This window comes from Micromonospora sp. NPDC004551, assembly GCF_040609975.1.
Lineage (GTDB): Bacteria > Actinomycetota > Actinomycetes > Mycobacteriales > Micromonosporaceae > Micromonospora.
In genome coordinates this window covers 19,021-40,049 of the sequence record NZ_JBEXLM010000038.1, presented here as the reverse complement: position 1 = coordinate 40,049, position 21,029 = coordinate 19,021, and the positions used below count along the sequence as shown (strand labels likewise).

Below are 21,029 nucleotides of genomic sequence, written 5' to 3'. Positions count from 1 at the left end.
GCGACTCAGCCATGCCCGCAACCAGGTCCATCAAGGAGTAGCCGACCCCCTCGACCTGCCCCGACCGGTCCCCCAGCACAAGGAGAGGCAGATGAAGAGACGACTCGCGCTCGCCGTAGCGGGTCTGACGACCATGACACTCGTCGCCACCCCCACCGCCGCGACGGCCGCCCCCGACGCGGCCGCGCCGCCCCCGGACAGCGACTTCCAGAAGGTCACCCTCAACGACCACCCGGGTGAACCGATGGACCTCGCGGTGCTGCCCGACAACCGGGTGCTGCACGTGACCCGCGCCGGTGAGGTCTGGCTGCACGACCCCACCACCGGCCGCAACACGGTCGCCGCCACCCTGGACGTCTACCGGCACGACGAGGAGGGCCTGCAGAACGTCGCGATCGACCCGAACTTCGGCAAGGGCGGCAACAACTGGGTCTACCTGTACTACTCCCCGCCGGGGAACACCCCGGTCGACGACCCGTCGACCCCGGACGTCAACGAGGGCGACGCACCGGCCTGGGGCACGGCCGCGGACTTCGCGAAGTTCAAGGGCGCGCTGCGGCTGTCCCGGTTCCGGCTGGTCAAGGACAAGCTGGACCTCTCCACCGAGCAGCAGATCCTCGACGTGCCGGTGGACCGGGGCATCTGCTGCCACGTCGGCGGCGACATCGCCTTCGACGCCGCGGGCAACCTGTACCTGTCCACGGGTGACGACACGAACCCGTTCGAGTCCGGCGGCTACGCGCCGCTGGACGAGCGTCCAGGCCGGAACCCGGCGTATGACGCGCAGCGCACCGCGGCCAACACCAACGACCTGCGGGGCAAGATCCTGCGGGTCAAGGTCGGCGCGAACGGCGGGTACAGCATCCCGGACGGCAACCTGTTCCCGCAGGGCACGGCCGGCACCCGGCCGGAGATCTACCTGATGGGCCTGCGCAACCCGTTCCGGATCGAGCTGAACCGCGAGACCGGCGACCTGTACGTCGGTGACTACTCGCCGGACGCGGGCGACCCGGATCCGCTGCGCGGGCCGGCCGGGCACGGCAAGTGGCTGGCCGCGCGGAAGGCCGGCAACTACGGCTGGCCGTACTGCGCGACCGCGCAGCTGCCGTACGTGGACTACGACTTCGCCACCGGCCAGTCGGGGGCGCCGTTCAACTGCGCCGCGCCGGTCAACGAATCGCCGCACAACACCGGGCTGCGCCAGCTTCCGCCCGTGCAGCAGCCGCAGGTCTGGTACAACTACGGCCCCTCGGCGCAGTTCCCGGAGCTGGGCACCGGCGGCATCGGCCCGATGGCCGGGCCGGCGTACCAGTTCTCGCCGCCGACGATCCGGGGACGCGCACCGGTGGCGTGGCCGGCCTACTACGACGGCATGCCGCTGTTCCACGAGTGGACGCGGGACTACGTCAAGGGCTTCCGGCTGGACGCCGACGGCGACCTGACCGGGATCGAGCCGGTGCTGTCCTCGATCACCTTCGACAACCCGATGGACCTGGAATTCGGCCCAGACGGCGCGCTCTACGTGCTCGAGTACGGTGACGGCTACTTCAGCGAGAACCCGGACGCGCAGCTGGCCCGGATCGACTACACCGGCTGGACGGGCAACCACACCCCGGTCCCCCAGGTCTCGGCCACGCCCACGGACGGGGTCGCGCCGCTGACCGTCACGTTCTCCAGCGCGGGCACCACCGACTACGACGGTGACCGGCTGAAGTACGCGTGGGACTTCGACAACGACGGCAAGGTCGACTCGCGGGCGGCGAACCCGACGTTCACCTACCGGGAGAACGGCCTGTACAACGCGACGCTCAACATGAGCGACCCGGCCGGCCTGTCGGCCTCCGCCTCGGTGCGGGTCGTGGTCGGCAACGCCGCGCCCGTGGTGGAGTTGGTCAAGCCGGCCGACGGGCAGCCGTTCGCCTTCGGCGACACCGTCCAGTTCGAGGTACGGGTGACCGACGACCAGCCGGTGGACTGCGCCCGGGTCACCGTCACCTACGTCCTCGGCCACGACCAGCACGGGCACCCGCAGACCACCGCCACCGGCTGCACCGGCTCGATCCAGACGACGGTGCCGTCGGGCCACGACCCGGAGCACGACAACCTGACCGCGGTGTTCGTCGCCTCGTACACCGACGCCGGCGGTGACGGCCTGCCGTCCCTGACCGGCAGCGACCAGGTCGTCCTGGTCCCCACCGCATAACTCACGAAAGGAGCAACCATGTGTTACGGACACGACGGGATGGCCGCGCTGCGGCGCTCCGTTGACCGGCGCAGCCTGCTGCGCGGCTCACTGGCCACCATCGCCGGTGTCGGGCTCGCGGCGTCCGGTCTCGGCGCGACGGCCGCGTCGGCCACCGCACACAGCACCGGACGCAACCACGTACCCCCGGGCCTGATCAGCATCCAGCTGTGGACGGTGCGCGACGCCCTGTGGGGTTCGCCCGGCTACGACGCCACCCTCACCCACCTGGCCCGCATCGGGTATCCGCGCGTGGAGCTGGCGCTCGGCTACTTCGGCCGCACGGCCGCCCAGCTGCGCCAGTTCCTCGACGGCATCGGCATCCGGGCCAGTTCCAGCCACGACGGGATCAGCGGCAGCCCCGCCGAGCTGGAGCAGAAGATCCAGAACGCGGTCACCCTGGGCCAGCAGTTCATGGTGGTGCCGTACCTGTACTCCGAGAGCGCGGACGAGTGGAAGCGCTGGGCGGAGCAGATGAACGTCGAGGCCGCCGCGGCCCGGGCTGGCGGCCTGCGCTACGGCTACCACAACCACGCCCACGAGTTCACCATCGACCTCGGCGGCGGCAAGCGGCCCTGGGACGTGCTGACCGCGGAACTCGATCCGAAGCTCGTGCACCTGGAGGTCGACCTCTACTGGGCGGTCACCGGCGGCATCAACTCCGGCGACGGCGCCGCGGACCCGGAGGGCTTCACCCTCGACGTCATCCGCTCCGCGCCGCAGCGCGTCCTGCAGTACCACGTCAAGGACCGGGACCCCGCCACCGGCGACATGGCCGACCTGGGCACCGGGACCATCGACTTCGCCCGGATCTTCCAGGAACACTCGGTGCTCGAGTACATCGTCGAGAACGACACCCCCGACGTGACGCCGCAGCAGACGGCCGAGGTCGGCTACCGCTACCTGCGCAAGCTGCGGTTCTGAGGGACCGCCGGGAGGAGCGCTGACGGACGCCGGGGCCGGCCGGAATCGACGGCCCCGGCGCCCGACCGCAATCTCATTCAATTGACCGCCGATAACCACTCCCTCATGTCGAGAGAGTGGTTATCGGCATGCCTGTAGACCGTTCCATCGGACGAAATGCACGCGGTGCCCGGACATTGACCCATCGGAATTGATCTCATAGGGTGCAGGGAACGTGGAAAGCGCTTTCTCGCGACCGTCCCCACCAAGGAGCGCGTGTATGAGACGCCAACGCACGCTACTGTTCGCCCTGCTCGCAGCCGCCACACTCCTGTTGCCGAGCCTGCCGGCGACCGCAGCCGAATCCGCGACCGCCACCAATTTCCGGGTGCTGGTCTTCTCCAAGGTCACCAACTTCTACCACGACTCCATTCCGGCCGGAGTCGCCGCCATCGAAAAGCTCGGCGAGGAACAGGGATTCGCCGTCGAGGCGACCACCGACGCGGGCGCGTTCACCGACGCGAACCTCGCCCGCTTCGACGCCCTCGTGTTCAACAACACCAATTCCACCCCGGCCTCCGGCGACCTCCTCGACGCCGACCAGCGGGCCGCGCTCCAGAAGTTCATCCGCGACGGCGGCGGCTGGGTCGGCCTGCACGCCGCGTCGGCGAGCGAGCGGGACTGGTCCTGGTACGAGGGGCTGGTCGGGACCGTCTTCGACCAGCACCCGGACTTCTCCGCCACGGGCGGCACCTTCCCGGGCCGGATCAAGGTCCTCGACCACGCCCACCCGTCCACGAAGGACCTGCCGGAACTCTGGGAGCGCAGCGAGGAGTGGTACAACTGGCGCACCAACCCCACGGGCAAGGTCCACACGCTCGCCCAGATCAAGGTGCGCGACGGCATTCCCGGGCTCGACGAAGGCACCGACCACGCGTACTCGTGGTGCCAGAACTACGACGGCGGCCGCTCCTGGTTCACCGCCGGCGGGCACAGCTCCTCCTCGTTCCAGGAGCCGGCCTTCCTCGCGCACCTGGCCGGCGGCATCAAGTGGGCCGCCGGCGCCGCCCCCGGTGACTGCGGCGCCACCCGGACCAGCAACTTCGAGCGGATCCCCCTGGTCAACCAGGACCTCTCCGACCCGTTCGAACTGGCGGTCGCGCCGGACCGGCGGGTCTTCTACATCGAGCGCACCGGCGCGCTGAAGGTCGTCAACCAGGACACCCTCGCGGTCACCACGCTGCTGGACTTCGCCTACACCCCGGAGCAGACCAGCCAGTCCGACGGCCTGCTCGGCATGACCCTGGACCGGCACTTCGCCGACAACAACTGGCTCTACCTGCTCTGGTCCGACCGGGTGGCCAAGCAGCTGAACCTGTCCCGCTTCACCGTCGACGGCGACAGCGTCAGCCTCGCCTCGGAAAAACGCCTGCTCACCATCCCCACCTGGCGCGGTGAGGCGCGCGCCAACTCGCACATGGGCGGCTCGGTGACCATGGACCAGCAGGGCAACCTGTACGCCGCCATCGGCGACAACACCGACCCGTTCGAGTCCAGCGGCTTCACCCCGATCGACGAGCGGGCCGGCCGTCGCGCGTACGACGCGCAGGGCACCGCCGGCAACACCAACGACCTGCGGGGCAAGATCCTGCGGATCAAGCCGCTACCCAACGGCAAGTACGCCATTCCCGACGGCAACCTGTTCGCCCCGGGCACGGAACGGACCAGACCGGAGATCTACGCGATGGGCATGCGGAACCCGTTCCGCATCACCGTCGACTCCAAGACCCACGCGCTGCTCGTCGCCGACTACGGCCCCGACGCCCGCTCCGCCAACCCCAACCGGGGGCCGGAAGGCACCGTCGAGTTCAACCGGATCACCAGCGCCGGCAACTACGGCTGGCCCTACTGCATCGGCAACAACATCCCGTTCAACGACTACGACTTCGCCACCAGCACCTCCGGGCCGAAGTTCGACTGCGCCGCGCCGGTCAACGACTCCCCCAACAACACCGGCCTGACCAACCTCCCGGCGGCCAAGCCGGCCCTGGTCTGGTACGCCTACTCGGCCTCCCCGCAGTTCCCCGAGCTGGGCACCGGCGGTGGCGGCCCCATGAGCGGACCGGTCTACGACTACGACCCGTCCAACAAGCGGCTGACCAAGTTCCCCCAGTACTACGAGGGCAAGTGGATCGTCTACGAGCTGACCCGCAGGTGGTTCAAGACGCTGTCGATCCACGACACCGCCCAGACCTTCCGCGACCCCCGCTTCGGCCCCACCAACGTCGGTGACCTGCAGTCCATCAACGGCATCCTCGGCGACATGTCCTGGATCCAGCCGTTCGAGGCGGAATTCGGGCCCGACGGCTCCCTCTACGTCATCGACTTCGGCGAGGGCAGCGGCAGCGGCCGCGGCGGCAGCAACGAGGGCGCCGGCATCTACCGCATCGACTACGTCGCCAACAGCCGGCCGCCCGTGGCCAAGCTGGCCGTCGACAAGGACAGCGGACCGGCACCGCTGACCGTCGCCTTCTCCAGCGCCGGCTCCGCCGGGCCGGACGGCACCGCCATCGAGTACGCCTGGGACTTCGACGGCAACGGCAGCGTCGACTCCACCGCCGCCAACCCCAGCCACACCTACGGCACACCGGGGCGCTACACCGCCCGGCTCACCGTCACCGCCACCAACGGGCAGACCGCCGTCGCCGTACAGGAGATCACGGCCGGCAACACCCGCCCGACGGTGACCCTCAGCGTCCCCGACGGGGCCTTCTTCGACTTCGGTGACCGCATCCCGTACACGGTGACGGTCACCGACCCGGAGGAGAGCAGCATCGACTGCACCAAGGTCGTCGTGCAGACCCAACTCGGCCACGACTCACACGCCCACCCGCTGGACAACTACGTCGGATGCACCGGGGTGGCGGTGACCGAGAGCAACGGCGGCGACGGGCACGGCCCGGGCCAGAACCTCTACACGCTGCTGTCCGCCCAGTACACCGACGGCGGCGCGAACGGGGCACCGGAGCTGGTCGGCTCGACCCGGGCGGAGCTGCAGACCAAGAGCAAGGAGGCCGAGCACTTCGACGGCCAGAGCGGCATCCAGGTCCTCGACCGCGCGACCGCCAGCGCCGGCAAACGCATCGGCGACATCGACCACGGCGAGTGGATCAACTTCGGCCCGGTCAACCTCCGCAACATCGACTCGGTCACCTTCGGCGTCGCCTCCGGCAGCAGCGGCGGCGACATCGAGGTCAGAGCCGACTCCCCCACCGGCCAGCTTCTCGGCCGGGCCACCATCGGCGGCACCGGCGGCTGGGACAACGTCGTCTCACCCACCGTCGAGCTGACCGATCCGGGCCGCACCGTGACGCTCTACCTGGTCTTCGTCAACCCGAACCAGACCGGCGGCACCCCCGACCTGATGGCGCTGGACTGGCTGCGCTTCAACGGCGCCGGGGTGCGCGAACAGACCGGAGCCACGGTGTCGGCCACGGCCACACCCACCACGGGCACCGCGCCGCTGACGGTCGCGTTCACCGGGACCGGCTCACCGGCACCCGGGCGTACCTTCACGGATCACGTGTGGGACTTCGGCGACAACTCGGCCACCGTGCACGGGGCGTCGGCCAGTCACACGTACGCCCGCAAGGGCACCTACACGGCACGGCTGACCGCCACCGACAGCGTCGGGGCGACCTGGTCCTCGACCGTGGTCGTGACCGTGAGCTGAGCGGCACGGGTGGCGGGGCGCAAGGCCGCCCCGCCACCACCGGCCCGACGCGGCCCCCCGACAACCTCCAGCAGCCGCCGTCCGTGGCGCTGCCCTCTTGTGGCCTGACCACCTGCCCCTCCGACTTCCGGGAGACAACGATGAATTCCAGCTCGTCCCACCATCGACCGCGAGCCCGTCACCTGCTCGCCGTGTCGCTCGCCGCGACACTCCTGCCGCTCACCGCGGCTGCGGCGTCGGCCGCCGAACCCGAGACGCCCGCCGCGGAACAGGTCGCCGCCGACAACTGCCCCTGGGGCTACACCACCTCCTCCACCGTGTTCTTCGGCCGGGACCGGGCCGACTCGGGCGTACCCAACCGCGACCTCGGCGACGGGTGCACGATCCTGGACACCATCTGGGCCGGCGCGCCGTTCGCCGACCACGGCAGCTTCGTGAGCGCCGTCAGCGGGCTGACCAACGCGCTCCGGCAGGACGACGTCATCACCGCGCAGGAGAGCGCGAGCATCCTGCGGGCGGCGGCCGACTCCGACATCGGCCGGCCGCAGCCGGCCCCGGGCACACGAGAGGTCCCCGACGACCGGATCGGCCTCGTCCTCTACACCGTGCGGGCCACCATGCCGGCCACACCGGAAGCCACCCTGGCCGCGCTCGCCGCCTGCGGCTACCGCAATGCGGAACCCTCGGGCGCGGTGAACAACTTCTACGGCAAGCGCGCCGACACGCTGGCACCCCTGGTCGCCGACGCCGGGCTGTCCGTCCCGTCGATCGGGATCGGCCTCGGCGACCTCCAGAACAACCTCGACGGCGTCATCGCCAACGCCCGAGCGTTCGGCGCGAAGTACGTCCGGATCTCGGGTTCCGGCTCGTGGGGGCTCGACGACTACTCCGCGGTCGCGGCGACCCTCAACGCGGTCGGCGCCAAGCTCAAGCAGGCGGGCATCACGGTCGCCTACCACAACCACGGGTTCGAGTTCACCACCCAGGAGGGCGGAGTGCGTGGCTACGACGTGCTGGTCCGTGAGACCGACCCGAACCTGGTCGCGATGGAACTCGACCTGTACTGGGCGTCCAGCGTCGGCGCCGACCCGGTGGAGCTGATCAAGCAGTACCCGGGCCGGTTCTCGCTGTTCCACGTCAAGGACATGGCCGCCGACGGGTCGTTCGCCGACGTGGGTGAGGGCACCATCGACTTCGCCCGCATCTTCACCCACAGCGACATGGCCGGCGTCGACTACTACCTCACCGAGAACGACAACCCCCGCCCGAACGGCGTCTCATCGGCCTGCGACAGCTACACCGGCCTGCGCGCCCTGCGCTACTGACAGCTTCCACGGTTTCGCCCGCTCCCGGTCGGCGCATGCGTCGGCACGGAGCGGGCGAACCCGCGTCCACCCCGCCCCGGCCCTTGTCCATCCGGGCCCGCCGGCCGGACACTGGTGATCGCCCGCACCGTCCACAACTCCTCGACGCCTCCGAGTACTGCGCAAGGATGGCCATGACCGCAGAGGTACGCCCCACCCAGAGTCAAGGCCCGAAGCCCGGCGCCGGCGGGCCGGCCGGCCTGCCCGTCGAGCTCAACGGCATCAACGTGATCGCGGAGGAGGAACGCAAAGGCCGGCCCCGCGACCTGTTCTGGCCGTGGTGCGCCGCCAACATCGCCGTCCTGGGCATCAGCTACGGCTCGTTCTTCCTCGGCTTCGGTGTCTCCTTCTGGCAGGCGACGTTCGCCGGGGTGCTCGGCACCGTCGTGTCGTTCCTGCTCGTCGGCTTCGTGTCGCTGGCCGGCAAGCGCGGCTCGGCGCCCACGATGATCCTCAGCCGGGCCCCGTTCGGCGTACGCGGCAACGCGTTGCCCGCGGCCATCAGCTACGTCCTGCTCGTCGGCTGGGAGACCGTGCTCTGCGCCCTCGCCACACTGGCCACGGCGACCGTCTTCGACCGGCTGGGCTGGGGCAGCGGCAACCTCACCAAGGTCGTCGCGTTCCTCGTCGTGGCCCTGATCGTCGTGCTCGCCGGGGTCCTCGGCTTCGACGCCATCATGCGCCTGCAAGGCATCATCACCATCGCCACCGCCGTCCTGACCGTCGGCTACCTCGCGCTGACCGCCGACCACGTCTCCTGGGCCGCGGTGTCGTCGGTACCGAACGGGTCCGTCGAGGCGCTCATCGGCACCCTCATCTTCGCGATGACCGGCTTCGGCCTCGGCTGGGTCAACTCCGGCGCCGACTACGCCCGCTACCTGCCGCGCGGCGCATCGAGCCGGGGCGTCGTCGGCTGGACCACGTTCGGGGCGAGCGTGGCGCCCGTGGTCCTGGTGGTCTACGGCCTGCTGCTCGCCGCCTCCGACGAGCAGCTCCGCAGCGCGATCGCCGCCGACCCCATCGGCGCCCTGACGGCGCTCGTACCCACCTGGTACCTCGTACCGTTCGCACTCGTCGCCATCCTCGGCCTCATCGGCGGCGCGGTCCTGGACATCTACTCCTCAGGCCTGGCGCTGCTCACCCTCGGACTGCGGGTGCCCAGGTGGGTGGCGGCGAGCATCGACGGTGTCCTGATGATCCTCGGCACCATCTACGTCGTCTGGATCGCCAACAGCTTCATCGGCCCCTTCCAGGGCTTCCTCATCACCCTCGGCGTGCCGATCGCCGGCTGGTGCGGCGTGTTCCTCGCGGACCTCGCACTGCGCCGGCAGGCGTACGCGGAGGCGGACCTCTACCGGCCCGAAGGCCGATACGGCTCGATCGGCGCGGCGGCGGTCGGACTCGTCGTCGCCGGCACCGCCGTCGGCTGGGGCCTGGTGACGAACAGCCTGGCCTCCTGGTTGTCCTGGCAGGGCTACCTGCTGTCGGCGGCCGGCCTCGGCGGCAGGACCGGCGACTGGGCGTACGCGAACCTCGGCGTGGCGATGTCCTTCGCCATCGGCTTCCTCGGCTACCTGCTGCTCGGGCGGCGCCGCGTCCGCGACCAGGAACGCACCGGCTGATCCGGGCAGTCCCGGCATAATTGCCAGTTGTCCCAGGAACCCCGAAAGGATGGGCCATGAAGCTCGGGCTGCACTACTGGAATTTCTCCACGCCCGCCGACCCGTCCGAGACGGCCGGGGCGCTGGCGGAGACCGCCCGCATCGCGGAGCAGGCCGGGGTCTCGGCCTTCACGGTGATGGACCACTACTTCCAGATGGAGTTCACGACGTCGGCCGAGGAGCCGATGCTCGAGGCCTACACCACCCTGGGCTACGTGGCGGCGAACACCGAGCGGATGACGCTCGGTGTCCTCGTCACCGGGGTGATGTACCGCTATCCGGGCCTGCTCGCCAAGATCGTCACCACGCTCGACGTGCTCTCCGGCGGGCGGGCCCGGCTCGGCATCGGCGCCTCCTGGTACGACCGTGAGCAGCGCGGCCTCGGCGTACCGGTCGTCCCGGTCGGCGAGCGCTTCGAGCGGCTCGAGGAGACGTTGCAGATCTGCCTGCAGATGTGGAGCGACAACAACGGCCCGTTCGACGGCAGGCACTACCAGCTGGCCGAGACGCTGAACGTGCCGGCGCCGATCAGCCGGCCGCACCCCCCGATCATGATCGGCGGCGGCGGCGAGAAGAAGACGCTGCGGCTCGTGGCCCGCTACGCCGACGCCTGCAACGTGTTCGGCAACAGCCCGGCGGAGGTCGCGCGCAAGCTCGACGTGCTGCGGGAACACTGCGCCGCCGAGGGCCGGGACTACGACAGCATCGCCAAGACGGTGCTGGTCACGCGGCCGCCCCTGGCCGACGTCGACGCATTCGTGGCCGAGGTGGCCGAGTACGCGGCGCTCGGCGTCACCGAGGTGCAGACGATGCCCGACCGCCACCCGGTGGAGTTCGCGCAGGAACTGGCCGAGCAGCGGGTCGCGGCGCGACTCGCCGAACTCGCCTGAGCCGCCACTCCGCCGCCTGCGGAACCTAGGACACGCCTCGTGCGACCCGGAAGCGCAGGTGGGTCACGGTTCCGGTGACCGGCTTACCTTCCGGGATCAGCTCGGCCTGCTCACCGGCGAACAGTGGTGTTCCCGCACCCAGCAGGAGCGGGATCAGGTGGATGCGGACCTCGTCGAGCAGGTCCGCCCGCAGCAGCTGGCGGGCGACGTCGGCCCCGAGCACCAGGACGTCCTTGTGTCCGGCGGCCTGCTTGGCGCGCCGCACCGCGGCCTGGATCCCGTCGAAGGCGAACGTTCCGCCGTTGTCGCCGCGCAGGTCCTGCCTCGTCCGGTGGGTCACCACGAAGCTGGGGACGCCGGGCCACGGGGTGCCGCCCCACGGGCCGAGGCCGAGATCGAAGGTGCGCCGCCCGATGACCGTCGCGCCGACGGCCGCGTCCACCTCGCGGCGCACCGCGGCGTCGATCTCGCCCTCCGGCCCGTTCCCCGCCATCCAGGCGTGCAGGCGTTCGCCGCCGTCGCCCATCGGTTCCGCCTCGCGGACGTTCGGCCCGGCCGTGAACCCGTCCAGGGACATCGACACGTCCAGCACGACCTTGCCCATCGCTGACCTCCCACACTCCCGGCACCGCCGTCCGGCGCCCTCAGGAGGTGGTCGGAGCCGACCCGGCAGTTCCGACACGGGGTGCACTGTTCGTTGCGCAGCCGGCGACCCAGTGAGGAGCGCGGCGACGGCTCGGGCCGCAGCCGTCGCCGCGCTCCCCGTCGTCAGTCGCGCGCCCAGCGGCCGACGACCGCCGCCGCGCCGCCGCCCCGGCGTACCGGCTCAGCCGCGGCGACCAGCCGGCCGTCGCCCAGGAACTCGATACCGGTCGCCGCGCCGATCTCCGCGGTCGACGAGAAAGAGTGGCCCGGCGGGAGGCCGGTGGCGTACGCGGTGATGAAGGCCGGCTCCGCCTGCGTACTGGCGCCGTTGCGCTGCGACGCCCGCGGCGCGGCCAGGGCCTCCGGCAGCGTCATCCCCCGGTCGATCCGGTTGACCAGCATCTGCAGGACGGTGGTGATGATCGTCGCGCCGCCGGGCGAGCCGACGGCCAGGAACGGCCGGCCGTCGGCCAGCACGATCGTGGGCGCCATGGAGCTGCGCGGGCGCTTGCCCGGTCCCGGGAGGTTCGGGTCGGTCGCGGTGCCCTGGGTCGGCGCGAAGTTGAAGTCGGTCAGCTCGTTGTTGAGCAGGAAGCCCCGGCCGGGCACGACCATGCCGTTGCCGCCGGTCGCCTCGATGGTCAGCGTGTACTCCACGACGTTGCCCCACCGGTCGGCCACGGTCAGGTTGGTGGTGCCGGTGCGGTCGTCGCGGACGTCGGCGGACGGCGCCGCCGAGCAGCCGCCGTAGGCGCCGTCGGGTACGCCCGGGGCGACCGGCTTGGGCAGCGCAGCCGACGGGCTGATCAGGCAGGCCCGCTCCTTGGCGTACGCGTCGCTGAGCAGCTCGCGGAGCACGCTGCGCGGGGTGTGGTCGCCGACGTACCGGTTGCGGTCGGCGAACGACAGCGCGCTGGCCTCCAGGTAGCGGTGCATGGCCTGCGCCGGGGTCAGGGACCGCAGGTCGAACTGCTCCAGGATGTTGAGTGCCTCGCCCACGGCGGTGCCGCCGCTGGACGGGGTGGCCATGCCGTACACCTCGAGGCCCCGGTAGTCCGACCGGGTCGGCTCGGGGAAGCGGGTGCGGTAGGCGGCCAGGTCGGCGGCGGTCATGGCGGCCGGGCGGATCGGGTACGGCCACGAGCCCACCGGCTGCGCCGCCACCGGCGGGTGCTGCACGGTCGCGACCAGATCGCGACCGACCTCGCCGCGGTAGAGGACGTCGGTGCCCCGCTTGGCGATCAGCCGGTAGGTGTCGGCAAGGTCCGGGTTGCGGAAGGTGCTGCCGACCGCCGGCGGCTGCCCGCCGGGCAGGTACAGCGCGCTGGTCGAGCTGAACTGGCCGAACGCCGCCTGGTTCCCGGCGATCTGACTGGCGAAGGTCTCGTCGACGGGGAAGCCGTCGTCGGCGACCTGGGCGGCTGGCCTGAGCAGCCGTGCGAGCGATCGGGTGCCCCAGCGGTTGAGCGCGTCCTGCCAGGTGAGCAGGGTGCCCGGGACGCCGACCGAGAGGCCGCTGATCCGGGCCTCGTCGAACCGGTACGGCGCTCCGGTGGCCGGGTCGATGAAGGTGGTCTCGTTCATCGAGGCCGGTCCGGCCTCGCGGCCGTCGATGGTGTGCACCCGCCGGCTCTTCGCGTCGTAGTAGACGAAGAAGCCGCCACCGCCGATGCCGGCCGAGAAGGGTTCGGTGACGCCGAGCGTGGCGGCGGCGGCGACGGCCGCGTCGACCGCGTTGCCGCCGCGCCGCAGCACGTCCAGGCCGACGGCCGTGGCGGTGGCATCCACGGTGGACACCGCTCCCCCGTAGCCGACGGCCACCGGTTCCTTCGGCGGCGCGGCCGGCTTCGCCTGGGCGGGGACGGTGGTCCCGGCCACGAGTGTGGCCAGGGCGATGGTCGCGGTGACGAGGGCCCGAGATCTCATTCGGCCTCCCAGATCGACATGAGTGAGCCTCCTGCCTACTCCACCGATCGAGGACGGGCAACCCGAGGGTTGACGGATGGCCGGCCCGCTGCCTACGGTCTTTAAACCATCGGGTTGAAAGGGGTGGGTGGATGACCACGGATGCGCTGTCCCGGACCTTCGCCGCCCTCGCCGACCCGACCCGGCGCGACATGGTGGCCCGGCTCTCGGAGGGCGACGCGACCGTGGGCCAGCTGGCCGAGCCGTACCGGATGACGCTGCAGGCGGTCTACAAACACCTGCGGGTGCTCGAGGACGCCGGGCTGGTCAGCCGGCCGAGCGGGCCGCAGCCCCGGCCGGTGCGCCTGGAGGCCGGGGCCTTCGACCTGATGGACGCCTGGATCGAGCGCCACCGCAGCCGCGTCGAGCAGCGCTACCGCCGCCTTGACGCCGTTCTGGCGGAGATGAACGGAGACGGACATGGAGAGGATCACGGAGACAGCGATCGAAGCCGATCCGAGGCTGCCGGTCATCCGGATGAGTCGTGACTTCGCGGCACGGCCCGAGCAGCTGTTCCGCGCCCACACCGATCCCGTGTTGTTCGCCCGATGGGTGGGTCCCGACGCGATGGCCACCCGGATCGAGCACTGGGATGCGTCCACCGGCGGCAGCTGGCGGTACGTCTCGGCACGCGACGGCACGGAGTACTGGTTCCGCGGCTGCTTCCACGACGTACGGCCGGACCGCATCGTGCAGACCTTCACGTTCGAGGGCGAGCCCGACGGAGTCGCGCTGGAGACGTTGTGGTTCGAGGACCTGGGCGACGGCCGCACGCGGCTGCGGACACAGTCCCTGGTCGACAGCTTCGAAGGCCGCGACGCATGGCTGCGCAGCGGCATGGAGGTCGGCGTCAACGAGGGATACGCGAAGCTGGAGAGGATGATCATCGATGGCACTGTCTGACCGACCGGCCGAACGACACCGGCAGATCGCCGGGACATTCACCGAACGGGCCCGGGGCACCCGGTCGTGGGACACGCCAGCCCCGGTCGCCGGCTGGACCGCCCGCGACGTGGTGCGCCACCTGACCGAATGGCTCCCCGGGTTCCTCGCCTCCGGCGCCGGCATCGACCTGCCCAAGGGGCCGTCCGTGGACGAGGACCCGGCCGCCGCCTGGCAGGTTCACTGCGATGCCGTGCAGGCGGTGCTGGACGATCCGGAGACCGCAGATCGGCAGTTCACCAACCCGCACATCGGCAGCCTGCCGCTGGCGGACGCGATCGACCGGTTCTACACCACCGACGTGTTCATGCACACCTGGGATCTGGCCCGGGCCACCGGCCAGGACGACGCGCTGGACCCGGAGCTCTGCGCTCAGCTCCTCGGTGGGATGGAGCAGATGGAGGAGGTCATCCGCTCCTCCGGCCAGTACGGCCCGCGGGTGGCGGTGCCCGAGGACGCGGACGCCCAGACCAAGCTGCTGGGCTTCATCGGCCGGGATCCGTTCTGGTCGACGCCCTGAGCCCCGCCTGGCTCGCCTTCACGCCCACGCTCGCATCGTGACCTCGTCTCGTCGGGGCTGTCTCAGCTGCGCCAACCTGTCCGCCCTGCGCTACCGACGGACCCCGCCGTCCCGCGACACCCGGGGGCCTTCGGTCGTCAGGACCGCCCCACCGTCCTCCGGTCCCGCAACCAGTTCGCGAAGTCGGCGGCGACGATGCGCTCGTCATGCACGCCGGACGCGTCGTCGGACGCCAGCCAGACCACGGGCGGGCCCATCACCGCGGCGTCCAGGAACGCATGGCCCTCGGGCACGGCCTCGGCAGGCAGCATCCCGGTGACAGTCGCGCGCCCGGGCAGCAGGAGGTTGACGGTGACGCCCGTGTCCCGCAGGTCGGCGGCCATGATCCGCGACAGCGCCTCACTCGCGGCGCGCGACGGCCCGTAGGGCACGAACCCGGCCCGGTGCATGGTCGACGAGCTCACGGCGATGTTGACGATGCGTCCGCCGCCGGCGGCCAGCATCCGCGGCGTGACCTCCCTGGCTACGAGGAAGTAGCCGGTCAGGTTGGTCTCCACCACCGCGCGGAAACCGTCGACCGGCACCTCCCAGAAGCCCCGCGGTTCGGTCATGAAGCGCGGGTTGACGGTGCGCATGCCGATCCCGGCGTTGTTCACCAGCATGTCGATGCCGCCCAGCCGTGACCACGCCTCGTCGACCGCCCTGGTCACCGACGACTCATCTCGTACGTCCAGCTCGACGCCGATCGCCCCCGGCAGGTCGGCCGCGACGGCCTGTGCGCGGGGCCCGGACCGGCCGGTCAGCGCCACCGCGGCTCCCGCCTCGGCCAGGGCGGTGGCCATGGCACGTCCCAGTCCGCTCGTCCCGCCGGTCACCAGCACCCGCACCGGCCCGCCCGGTCCGGTGAGCGGACGGTCGCCGGCCTTGGTCTGCGCAGGGTGGGAAGCACTCATGGCGGGGACGCTATGGGTTGGAGCGGGCTCGAAGTCAAGGCGGTGTGGTGCCGCCAGGCCGTGGCTATCGGGCGAGCACGTCCACGGCGAGTTCGCGGACCATCGACTCGTCCACCTCGACGCCGAGCCCCGGCCCGGTCGGCACTTGGGCGACACCTTCCTTGATCTCGACCGTCGCCCCAATGGCGTAGGAGGAGGTGAGGAACTGCCGCCCGTTGAGGTCGACGGGCGTGTCGATGCCGTACGCGGCGAACAGGTGCAGCGACGCGGCCAGGCCGAGGTCGGAGTCGGTGAGCCCGGAGCCCATGAGCCGCACGCCGGAGTCCTCGGCGAGGGCGCACAGCCGCCGGGACAGTGTCAGCCCTCCGCTGCGCTGCACCTTGGCGATCGCCACGTCCACGGCGTTGAGCTTCACGAACGTCGCCAGGTCGCTCGGGTGCCGCAGGCTCTCGTCCAGCGCGACGGGAATCGGTGAGGTTTCCCGCAGCCGGCGCTGCCCGGCCACGTCGTTGGCGGGCAGCGGCTGCTCGAAGGTGGTGACGTCGTACTCGGCCAGCCGGTGGGCCATGCGCAGCGCGCCGTCGACGGTGTAGCCCTGGTTGGCGTCCACCCAGAGCGCGGCGTCGGGCGCGGCCTCGCGGACGGCCCGCACCACGGCGGTGTCCTCGGCCTCGCTGTGCAGGCCGACCTTCACCTTGAACGCCCGGTAGCCCAGGTCGCGGCCCTCCGCGACGGCGTCGGCGACCTCGCCGGCGGTCTGCCCGGAGACGATCCAGCCGAGTTCGATGGTCTCCCGGCGGCGCTGCCCCCACAGCATCCCGACGGGTACGCCGAGGGCGCGGCCGAGCAGGTCGTGCAGGGCCACGTCGACGGCGCTCTTGGCCAGGGGTGAGCCGATGGTGAAGCCGCGGTTGATGGCGCGGTCGAAGGCGGTGGTGACGCCGTCGAGGTCCCAGGCGGGGCGGCCGAGGATGGCCGGGGCGAGGTACCGGTCGATGGTGGTGACGATCGACTCGGCGGTCTCGTAGGTCCAGGCGGGGATGGGGGTGGCCTCGCCCCAGCCGGTGAGGCCGTCGGCGGTGACCTTGACCAGGACGCGGATGCTGGGTGTGCCGGCGACGGCGACCGAGCCGCCGGAGACACCGAACGAGCGGACGGTGGGCAGGGCGACGGCGTAGGTGTCGACGGCGTCGATGGTCAGCCCCGACAGGGCGGCGGGTGAGATCACGGGAGAACCTCCGTCAGACGAGCTTGGCGGTGCTGGCGCGGAGGACGACCTCGCCGCCCATTCGCAGCAGCCGGCGCCGCCGTCCGTTGTTCTCGGTCAGCGCCAGTTCCATGGCCGTCTCACCGAGGCGTTGCAGGGGCAGCGCCACGGTGGTGAGCGGCGGGGTGAGGTCGCGGACGATGGGGATGTCGTCGAAGCCGGCGACGGAGATGTCACCGGGGATGGACAGGCCCTGGTCGCGCAGCGCGGCGCAGGCGCCGATGGCCATCACGTCGGTCAGGGCGAACACGCAGGTGGCCGTCGAACGGCGGGTGAGCAGTTCGGACATGGCGCCGTAGCCGCCGTCGCGGGTGAAGGGCGCCTCGACGATGTCGGCCGGGTCGAGGGTCACGCCAGCCTTGGCCAGTTCGTCGCGGAAGCCGCCGAGGCGGTCGGCGACGGTGGTGAGCGCGCGCGGTCCGGAGAGGACGGCGAAGCGGCGGTGGCCGAGGTCGAGCAGGGCGCGGGCCATGGCGGCGGCGCCGGCCTTGTTCTCCGGCAGCACGCTGTCGACCTTGAGGCTGCGGTGCCGGCTGACCACGGCGACCCGGCCGCCGCCGTCCAGGTAGGGCTTCAGCTCGGCCTCCAGGGCCCGTTCCCAGCGGGTGTCCTCGAAGCCGGAGCCGATCAGCAGGATGGCCGGTGCGCGTTCGGCGCGCAGCATCGACACGTAGGCGATCTCGCGTTCGGGGTCGCGGAAGGTGCTGGCCAGCATGACGAGCAGGTCGTTGGCTCCGGCGACGCGCATGACTCCGCCGGCGATGGCGGCGAAGTAGGGGTCGGTGACGTCGTGGCAGATGACGCCGACGGTGCGGTGTGAGGCGCCGGCGAGGGCGCGGGCGTGCGCGTTCGGGGTGTAGGCGAGCTTCTCGGCGGCGGCGAGGACCCGGTCGCGCAGTTGCGGGGTGACCCGCATGCCGTTGAGCGCCCGGGAGGCCGTGGCCAGCGAGACGTCGGCGGCTCTGGCCACGTCTTCCAAGGTCACGTGCGCCCGTGGCTGCATCGGTTTTCCCCCTGCGGAAGTTCTTGACCGGATTATTTCGGCGTGGTTACCGTAGCACCCTGAAAGCGCTTACTGAAAGCGCATTCAGGGCCGCTTCCCCGCCCTCACCGGGGTCGCCCGGCCCTGCCGACGGCACGCGCCTACCCAGCGGTTGACAACCGGCGAAACCGCCGGCCAGCCAGGGAGAACGGAGGGTCATGGCCGCGCAGAGCACCATCGAGCAACCGGAGCGCACCACCGCTCCCGCCGGCGCCACCGCGTCGGCCGCCCGCCGCCCCGGCGGGGCGGGCGCCGGCCTGCTCCGGTTCGCCCGGAACACCTGGCGTCCCGCCGCGGTCCTCGTGGCCATCCTGCTGGTCTGGTGGGTGGTCACCGCCGCTGAACTGGTCAAGCCCTACCTGGTCCCCTCGCCCGGCACGACGCTGGACGTGGTCCTCGCCCAGCCGGGCTACTTCACCCACCACACCTGGATCACCACCTACGAGACGGTGCTGGGCTTCGCCATCGCCATCGTGGTCGGCGTGCTCTCCGCCGTGGTCATGGTCTACTCACCCACCGTTGAGAAGAGCCTCTACCCGCTGCTGCTGTTCGCCCAGGTCATCCCCAAGATCGCGATCGCGCCGCTGTTCATCGTGTGGCTCGGCTTCGGGCTCTCGCCCAAGGTCGTCGTCGCGGTCCTGATGGCCTTCTTCCCCATCGTCATCTCCACGGTCACCGGCCTGAAGTCCATCGACCCGGAGATGCTGCAACTGTCGGCGACCATGGGCGCCGGGCCGGCCCAGACGTTCCGGAAGATCCGGTTCCCCGCCGCCCTGCCGCACCTGTTCGCCGGCCTGAAGGTCGCCGCCACCATGGCCGTCACCGGCGCCGTCGTCGGTGAGTTCGTCGGCGCCAACGAGGGCCTCGGCTACGTGATCCTGCAGGCCAACGGCAACCTCGACACCCCGACCCTCTTCGCCGGGCTGATCATCATGTCGCTGCTCGGCGTGCTCCTCTTCGTCGCCGTGGAACTGCTGGAGTACCTCGTTCTGCCCTGGCACGCCAGCCGCCGCACCGACGCTGCCACCACAACGCTGTGAACAGGAGAACCCTCGGATGAAGTTGCGTACTCTCGCCGCCGCGCTCGTGCCGGCACTCCTTCTGGCCACCACCGCCTGCGGGTCGTCCTCCGACGAGCAGGAGAAGACCGCCCAGGGCCTGGACAAGGTCACCCTGACCCTCAACTGGTACCCGTACGGCGAGCACGCGCCGTTCTACCTGGGCAAGAAGCAGGGCATCTTCGCCAAGCACGGCATCGACCTGACCATCCAGGCCGGCCAGGGCTCGCAGAAGACCGTGCAGGCCACCGCCGCCGGGCAGACCGACTTCGGCTGGGCCGACACCCCGGCGCTGCTCTCGGCCGTCGGTCAGGGGATGGACGTCAAGAGCGTCGGCGTCTTCCTGCAGACCACCCCGTCGTCGGTGCAGTTCTTCAGCGACAAGAACATCGCCTCCCCCGCCGACCTCAAGGGCAAGACCATCGCCTCCACGGCCGGCGACGCGCTGAGCAAGACCTTCCCGGCGTTCCTCAAGGCCAACGGCCTGGCCGCCACCGACGTGACCCTGCAGAACACCGACCCGGCCGGCAAGATGGCCGCCGTCATGTCGGGCAAGACCGACGCGCTGCTCGGCTTCGCCACCGACCAGGGCCCGACCATGCAGGAGAAGGCCGGCAAGCAGGTCTCCTACCTGAAGTTCGCCGAGCACGGCCTGAGCTTCTACAGCAACGGTCTGATCGCCTCGAACGACACCATCAAGAACAAGCAGGACCTGGTCAAGCGGATGGTCGCGGCCAGCAGTGAGGCGTGGACCGCCTCCGAGAAGGACGCGGCCGGCGCGGTCGCGGCCATGGCGGGCGCCTCCCAGCAGCTGCCGTCGGAGAAGGTGCTGACCGACCAGTTCAACGCCACGCTGCAGCTGCTGCACACCGACGCCACCAAGGGACAGGCCCCAGGCGTCAACGACGAGGCCGACTGGCAGAAGACCATCACCGTCTTCGCCGACGCCGGTGTGATCACCAAGGCGGAGTCCCCGTCGGCCTACTGGGACGCGAGCTTCGCTCCGAAGGGTTGATTCTGATGACGGTCGGCAACACCACCACGCAGCGCTCGGCGGACGCCACGGCGACCGGCGCCGCGGTCGACATCGACGAGGTCGCGGTCCGGTTCCGCACCAAGAAGAAGGACGTCACGGCGCTGCGCGACGTCTCGGTGCGGATCGAGCCGGGCGAGTTCGTCGCCATCGTCGGGGCCTCCGGCTGCGGCAAGTCCACGCTGCTCAAGCTGGTGTCCGGCCTGCTGCGGCCCTCGTCCGGCCAGGTCCGCCTGCACGGCGAGGACGTGCGGGGGCCGCGGCGCGACATCGGGTACGTCTTCCAGCGCGCCGCGCTGCTGGAGTGGCGCACGGCCCGGCGCAACATCCTGCTCCAGGCCGAGATGCGGGGCATGCCCAGGGCGCAGGCACGCCAGCGCGCCGACGAGCTGATCGCCATGACCGGGCTGACCGGCTTCGAAGACGCGTACCCCAACGAGCTGTCCGGTGGCATGCAGCAGCGTGTGGCCCTGTGCCGCGCGCTGCTGCACCGCCCGCCGGTGCTGCTCATGGACGAGCCGTTCGGGGCGCTCGACGCCCTCACCCGCGAGCAGATGAACGTCGAGCTGCGGCGGATCTGGCGGGAGACCGGCACCACCGTCCTGCTGGTCACCCACTCGATCGCGGAGGCGGTCTACCTGGCCAACCGGGTGATCGTCATGACCCCCCGACCCGGCACCGTCGCCGAGGTCATCGATGTCGACCTTCCCGTCGAGCGGGACTACGGCCAGACCATGTCGGCGCCGGAGTTCGCCCGCGCCACGGGACGCATCCGGGACCTGCTGGGTGCGACGACGACCGCCGAATAACC

At 71.0% G+C, this 21,029-nt stretch carries 17 protein-coding genes; 12 read left to right on the top strand and 5 right to left on the bottom strand.

What is annotated here, in order from left to right:
- Positions 1-91: 91 nt before the first annotated feature.
- From ABZW14_RS30375 to ABZW14_RS30350, 6 genes are all read left to right on the top strand, one after another.
- The gene (locus ABZW14_RS30375) at positions 92-2,203 is read left to right on the top strand and encodes a PQQ-dependent sugar dehydrogenase (protein ID WP_355353287.1); all 2,112 of its coding nucleotides are present in this window, start codon (positions 92-94) and stop codon (positions 2,201-2,203) included.
- A gap of 18 nt (positions 2,204-2,221) precedes the next feature.
- On the top strand, positions 2,222-3,166 hold the full coding sequence (locus ABZW14_RS30370) for a sugar phosphate isomerase/epimerase (RefSeq protein WP_355353284.1): 945 nt from the start codon (positions 2,222-2,224) through the stop codon (positions 3,164-3,166).
- Between the two features lie 259 nt (positions 3,167-3,425).
- Entirely contained in the window at positions 3,426-6,878 is a 3,453-nt protein-coding gene (locus ABZW14_RS30365) for a ThuA domain-containing protein (protein ID WP_355353281.1), read from the top strand.
- Positions 6,879-7,018: 140 nt separating this feature from the next.
- On the top strand, positions 7,019-8,203 hold the full coding sequence (locus ABZW14_RS30360; RefSeq protein WP_355353278.1) for a sugar phosphate isomerase/epimerase: 1,185 nt from the start codon (positions 7,019-7,021) through the stop codon (positions 8,201-8,203).
- A gap of 173 nt (positions 8,204-8,376) precedes the next feature.
- Positions 8,377-9,864, top strand: a complete 1,488-nt coding sequence (locus ABZW14_RS30355) for a cytosine permease (RefSeq protein WP_355353275.1) — start codon at positions 8,377-8,379, stop codon at positions 9,862-9,864.
- Between the two features lie 56 nt (positions 9,865-9,920).
- Positions 9,921-10,793, top strand: coding sequence for an LLM class F420-dependent oxidoreductase (locus tag ABZW14_RS30350; RefSeq protein ID WP_355353272.1), 873 nt, complete (start codon positions 9,921-9,923; stop codon positions 10,791-10,793).
- 25 nt (positions 10,794-10,818) lie between these two features.
- Here ABZW14_RS30350 and ABZW14_RS30345 read toward each other — a convergent pair whose 3' ends face one another.
- Both ABZW14_RS30345 and ggt read right to left on the bottom strand, forming a co-directional pair.
- On the bottom strand, positions 10,819-11,397 hold the full coding sequence (locus tag ABZW14_RS30345; RefSeq protein WP_355353269.1) for a dihydrofolate reductase family protein: 579 nt from the start codon (positions 11,395-11,397) through the stop codon (positions 10,819-10,821).
- A gap of 164 nt (positions 11,398-11,561) precedes the next feature.
- Complete coding sequence (ggt, locus tag ABZW14_RS30340; protein ID WP_355353266.1) at positions 11,562-13,364, bottom strand: gamma-glutamyltransferase; 1,803 nt, start codon at positions 13,362-13,364, stop codon at positions 11,562-11,564.
- A 131-nt stretch (positions 13,365-13,495) separates the two neighbouring features.
- On the opposite strand from ggt, the gene ABZW14_RS30335 reads away from it, so the two are divergent.
- From ABZW14_RS30335 to ABZW14_RS30325, 3 genes are read left to right on the top strand one after another with little or no spacing between them, the layout of a single operon-like run.
- Positions 13,496-13,891: a metalloregulator ArsR/SmtB family transcription factor gene (locus ABZW14_RS30335; protein ID WP_355353263.1), complete on the top strand. Its 396-nt coding sequence runs from the start codon at positions 13,496-13,498 to the stop codon at positions 13,889-13,891.
- A complete protein-coding gene (locus ABZW14_RS30330; RefSeq protein ID WP_355353260.1) occupies positions 13,824-14,306 on the top strand; it encodes an SRPBCC domain-containing protein in 483 nt (160 codons plus the stop codon). The genes ABZW14_RS30335 and ABZW14_RS30330 overlap by 68 nt, the downstream gene beginning before the upstream one ends.
- Positions 14,293-14,865, top strand: coding sequence for a TIGR03086 family metal-binding protein (locus ABZW14_RS30325; RefSeq protein WP_355353257.1), 573 nt, complete (start codon positions 14,293-14,295; stop codon positions 14,863-14,865). Before ABZW14_RS30330 ends, ABZW14_RS30325 begins: the two co-directional genes overlap by 14 nt.
- Positions 14,866-15,002: 137 nt before the next feature.
- Here ABZW14_RS30325 and ABZW14_RS30320 read toward each other — a convergent pair whose 3' ends face one another.
- The 3 genes from ABZW14_RS30320 to ABZW14_RS30310 all read right to left on the bottom strand — a co-directional run bounded on the left by ABZW14_RS30320 (position 15,003) and on the right by ABZW14_RS30310 (position 18,055).
- A complete protein-coding gene (locus tag ABZW14_RS30320; RefSeq protein WP_355353254.1) occupies positions 15,003-15,818 on the bottom strand; it encodes an SDR family oxidoreductase in 816 nt (271 codons plus the stop codon).
- Between the two features lie 64 nt (positions 15,819-15,882).
- Positions 15,883-17,046, bottom strand: coding sequence for an enolase C-terminal domain-like protein (locus ABZW14_RS30315; RefSeq protein ID WP_355353251.1), 1,164 nt, complete (start codon positions 17,044-17,046; stop codon positions 15,883-15,885).
- A 13-nt stretch (positions 17,047-17,059) separates the two neighbouring features.
- Positions 17,060-18,055, bottom strand: coding sequence for a LacI family DNA-binding transcriptional regulator (locus tag ABZW14_RS30310; protein ID WP_355353248.1), 996 nt, complete (start codon positions 18,053-18,055; stop codon positions 17,060-17,062).
- A gap of 230 nt (positions 18,056-18,285) precedes the next feature.
- On the opposite strand from ABZW14_RS30310, the gene ABZW14_RS30305 reads away from it, so the two are divergent.
- Genes ABZW14_RS30305 through ABZW14_RS30295 form a run of 3 tightly spaced genes read left to right on the top strand, consistent with a single transcriptional unit; the run spans position 18,286 to position 21,027 of the window.
- Complete coding sequence (locus tag ABZW14_RS30305) at positions 18,286-19,167, top strand: ABC transporter permease (RefSeq protein ID WP_355353245.1); 882 nt, start codon at positions 18,286-18,288, stop codon at positions 19,165-19,167.
- A 16-nt stretch (positions 19,168-19,183) separates the two neighbouring features.
- Complete coding sequence (locus ABZW14_RS30300) at positions 19,184-20,200, top strand: ABC transporter substrate-binding protein (protein ID WP_355353242.1); 1,017 nt, start codon at positions 19,184-19,186, stop codon at positions 20,198-20,200.
- Between the two features lie 5 nt (positions 20,201-20,205).
- Positions 20,206-21,027: an ABC transporter ATP-binding protein gene (locus ABZW14_RS30295; protein ID WP_355353239.1), complete on the top strand. Its 822-nt coding sequence runs from the start codon at positions 20,206-20,208 to the stop codon at positions 21,025-21,027.
- Positions 21,028-21,029: the final 2 nt, after the last annotated feature.

What these genes read in the sequence shown, in the direction of transcription:
- ABZW14_RS30335 (WP_355353263.1), top strand. Translation starts at nt 13,496, where the DNA reads ATGACCACGGATGCGCTGTCCCGGACCTTCGCCGCCCTCGCCGACCCG.
- ABZW14_RS30360 (WP_355353278.1), top strand. Translation starts at nt 7,019, where the DNA reads ATGAATTCCAGCTCGTCCCACCATCGACCGCGAGCCCGTCACCTGCTC.
- ABZW14_RS30370 (WP_355353284.1), top strand. Translation starts at nt 2,222, where the DNA reads ATGTGTTACGGACACGACGGGATGGCCGCGCTGCGGCGCTCCGTTGAC.
- ABZW14_RS30295 (WP_355353239.1), top strand. Translation starts at nt 20,206, where the DNA reads ATGACGGTCGGCAACACCACCACGCAGCGCTCGGCGGACGCCACGGCG.
- ABZW14_RS30345 (WP_355353269.1), bottom strand. Translation starts at nt 11,397, where the DNA reads ATGGGCAAGGTCGTGCTGGACGTGTCGATGTCCCTGGACGGGTTCACG.
- ABZW14_RS30300 (WP_355353242.1), top strand. Translation starts at nt 19,184, where the DNA reads ATGAAGTTGCGTACTCTCGCCGCCGCGCTCGTGCCGGCACTCCTTCTG.
- ABZW14_RS30305 (WP_355353245.1), top strand. Translation starts at nt 18,286, where the DNA reads ATGGCCGCGCAGAGCACCATCGAGCAACCGGAGCGCACCACCGCTCCC.
- ggt (WP_355353266.1), bottom strand. Translation starts at nt 13,364, where the DNA reads ATGAGATCTCGGGCCCTCGTCACCGCGACCATCGCCCTGGCCACACTC.
- ABZW14_RS30320 (WP_355353254.1), bottom strand. Translation starts at nt 15,818, where the DNA reads ATGAGTGCTTCCCACCCTGCGCAGACCAAGGCCGGCGACCGTCCGCTC.
- ABZW14_RS30365 (WP_355353281.1), top strand. Translation starts at nt 3,426, where the DNA reads ATGAGACGCCAACGCACGCTACTGTTCGCCCTGCTCGCAGCCGCCACA.
- ABZW14_RS30330 (WP_355353260.1), top strand. Translation starts at nt 13,824, where the DNA reads ATGGAGAGGATCACGGAGACAGCGATCGAAGCCGATCCGAGGCTGCCG.
- ABZW14_RS30325 (WP_355353257.1), top strand. Translation starts at nt 14,293, where the DNA reads ATGGCACTGTCTGACCGACCGGCCGAACGACACCGGCAGATCGCCGGG.
- ABZW14_RS30375 (WP_355353287.1), top strand. Translation starts at nt 92, where the DNA reads ATGAAGAGACGACTCGCGCTCGCCGTAGCGGGTCTGACGACCATGACA.
- ABZW14_RS30355 (WP_355353275.1), top strand. Translation starts at nt 8,377, where the DNA reads ATGACCGCAGAGGTACGCCCCACCCAGAGTCAAGGCCCGAAGCCCGGC.
- ABZW14_RS30350 (WP_355353272.1), top strand. Translation starts at nt 9,921, where the DNA reads ATGAAGCTCGGGCTGCACTACTGGAATTTCTCCACGCCCGCCGACCCG.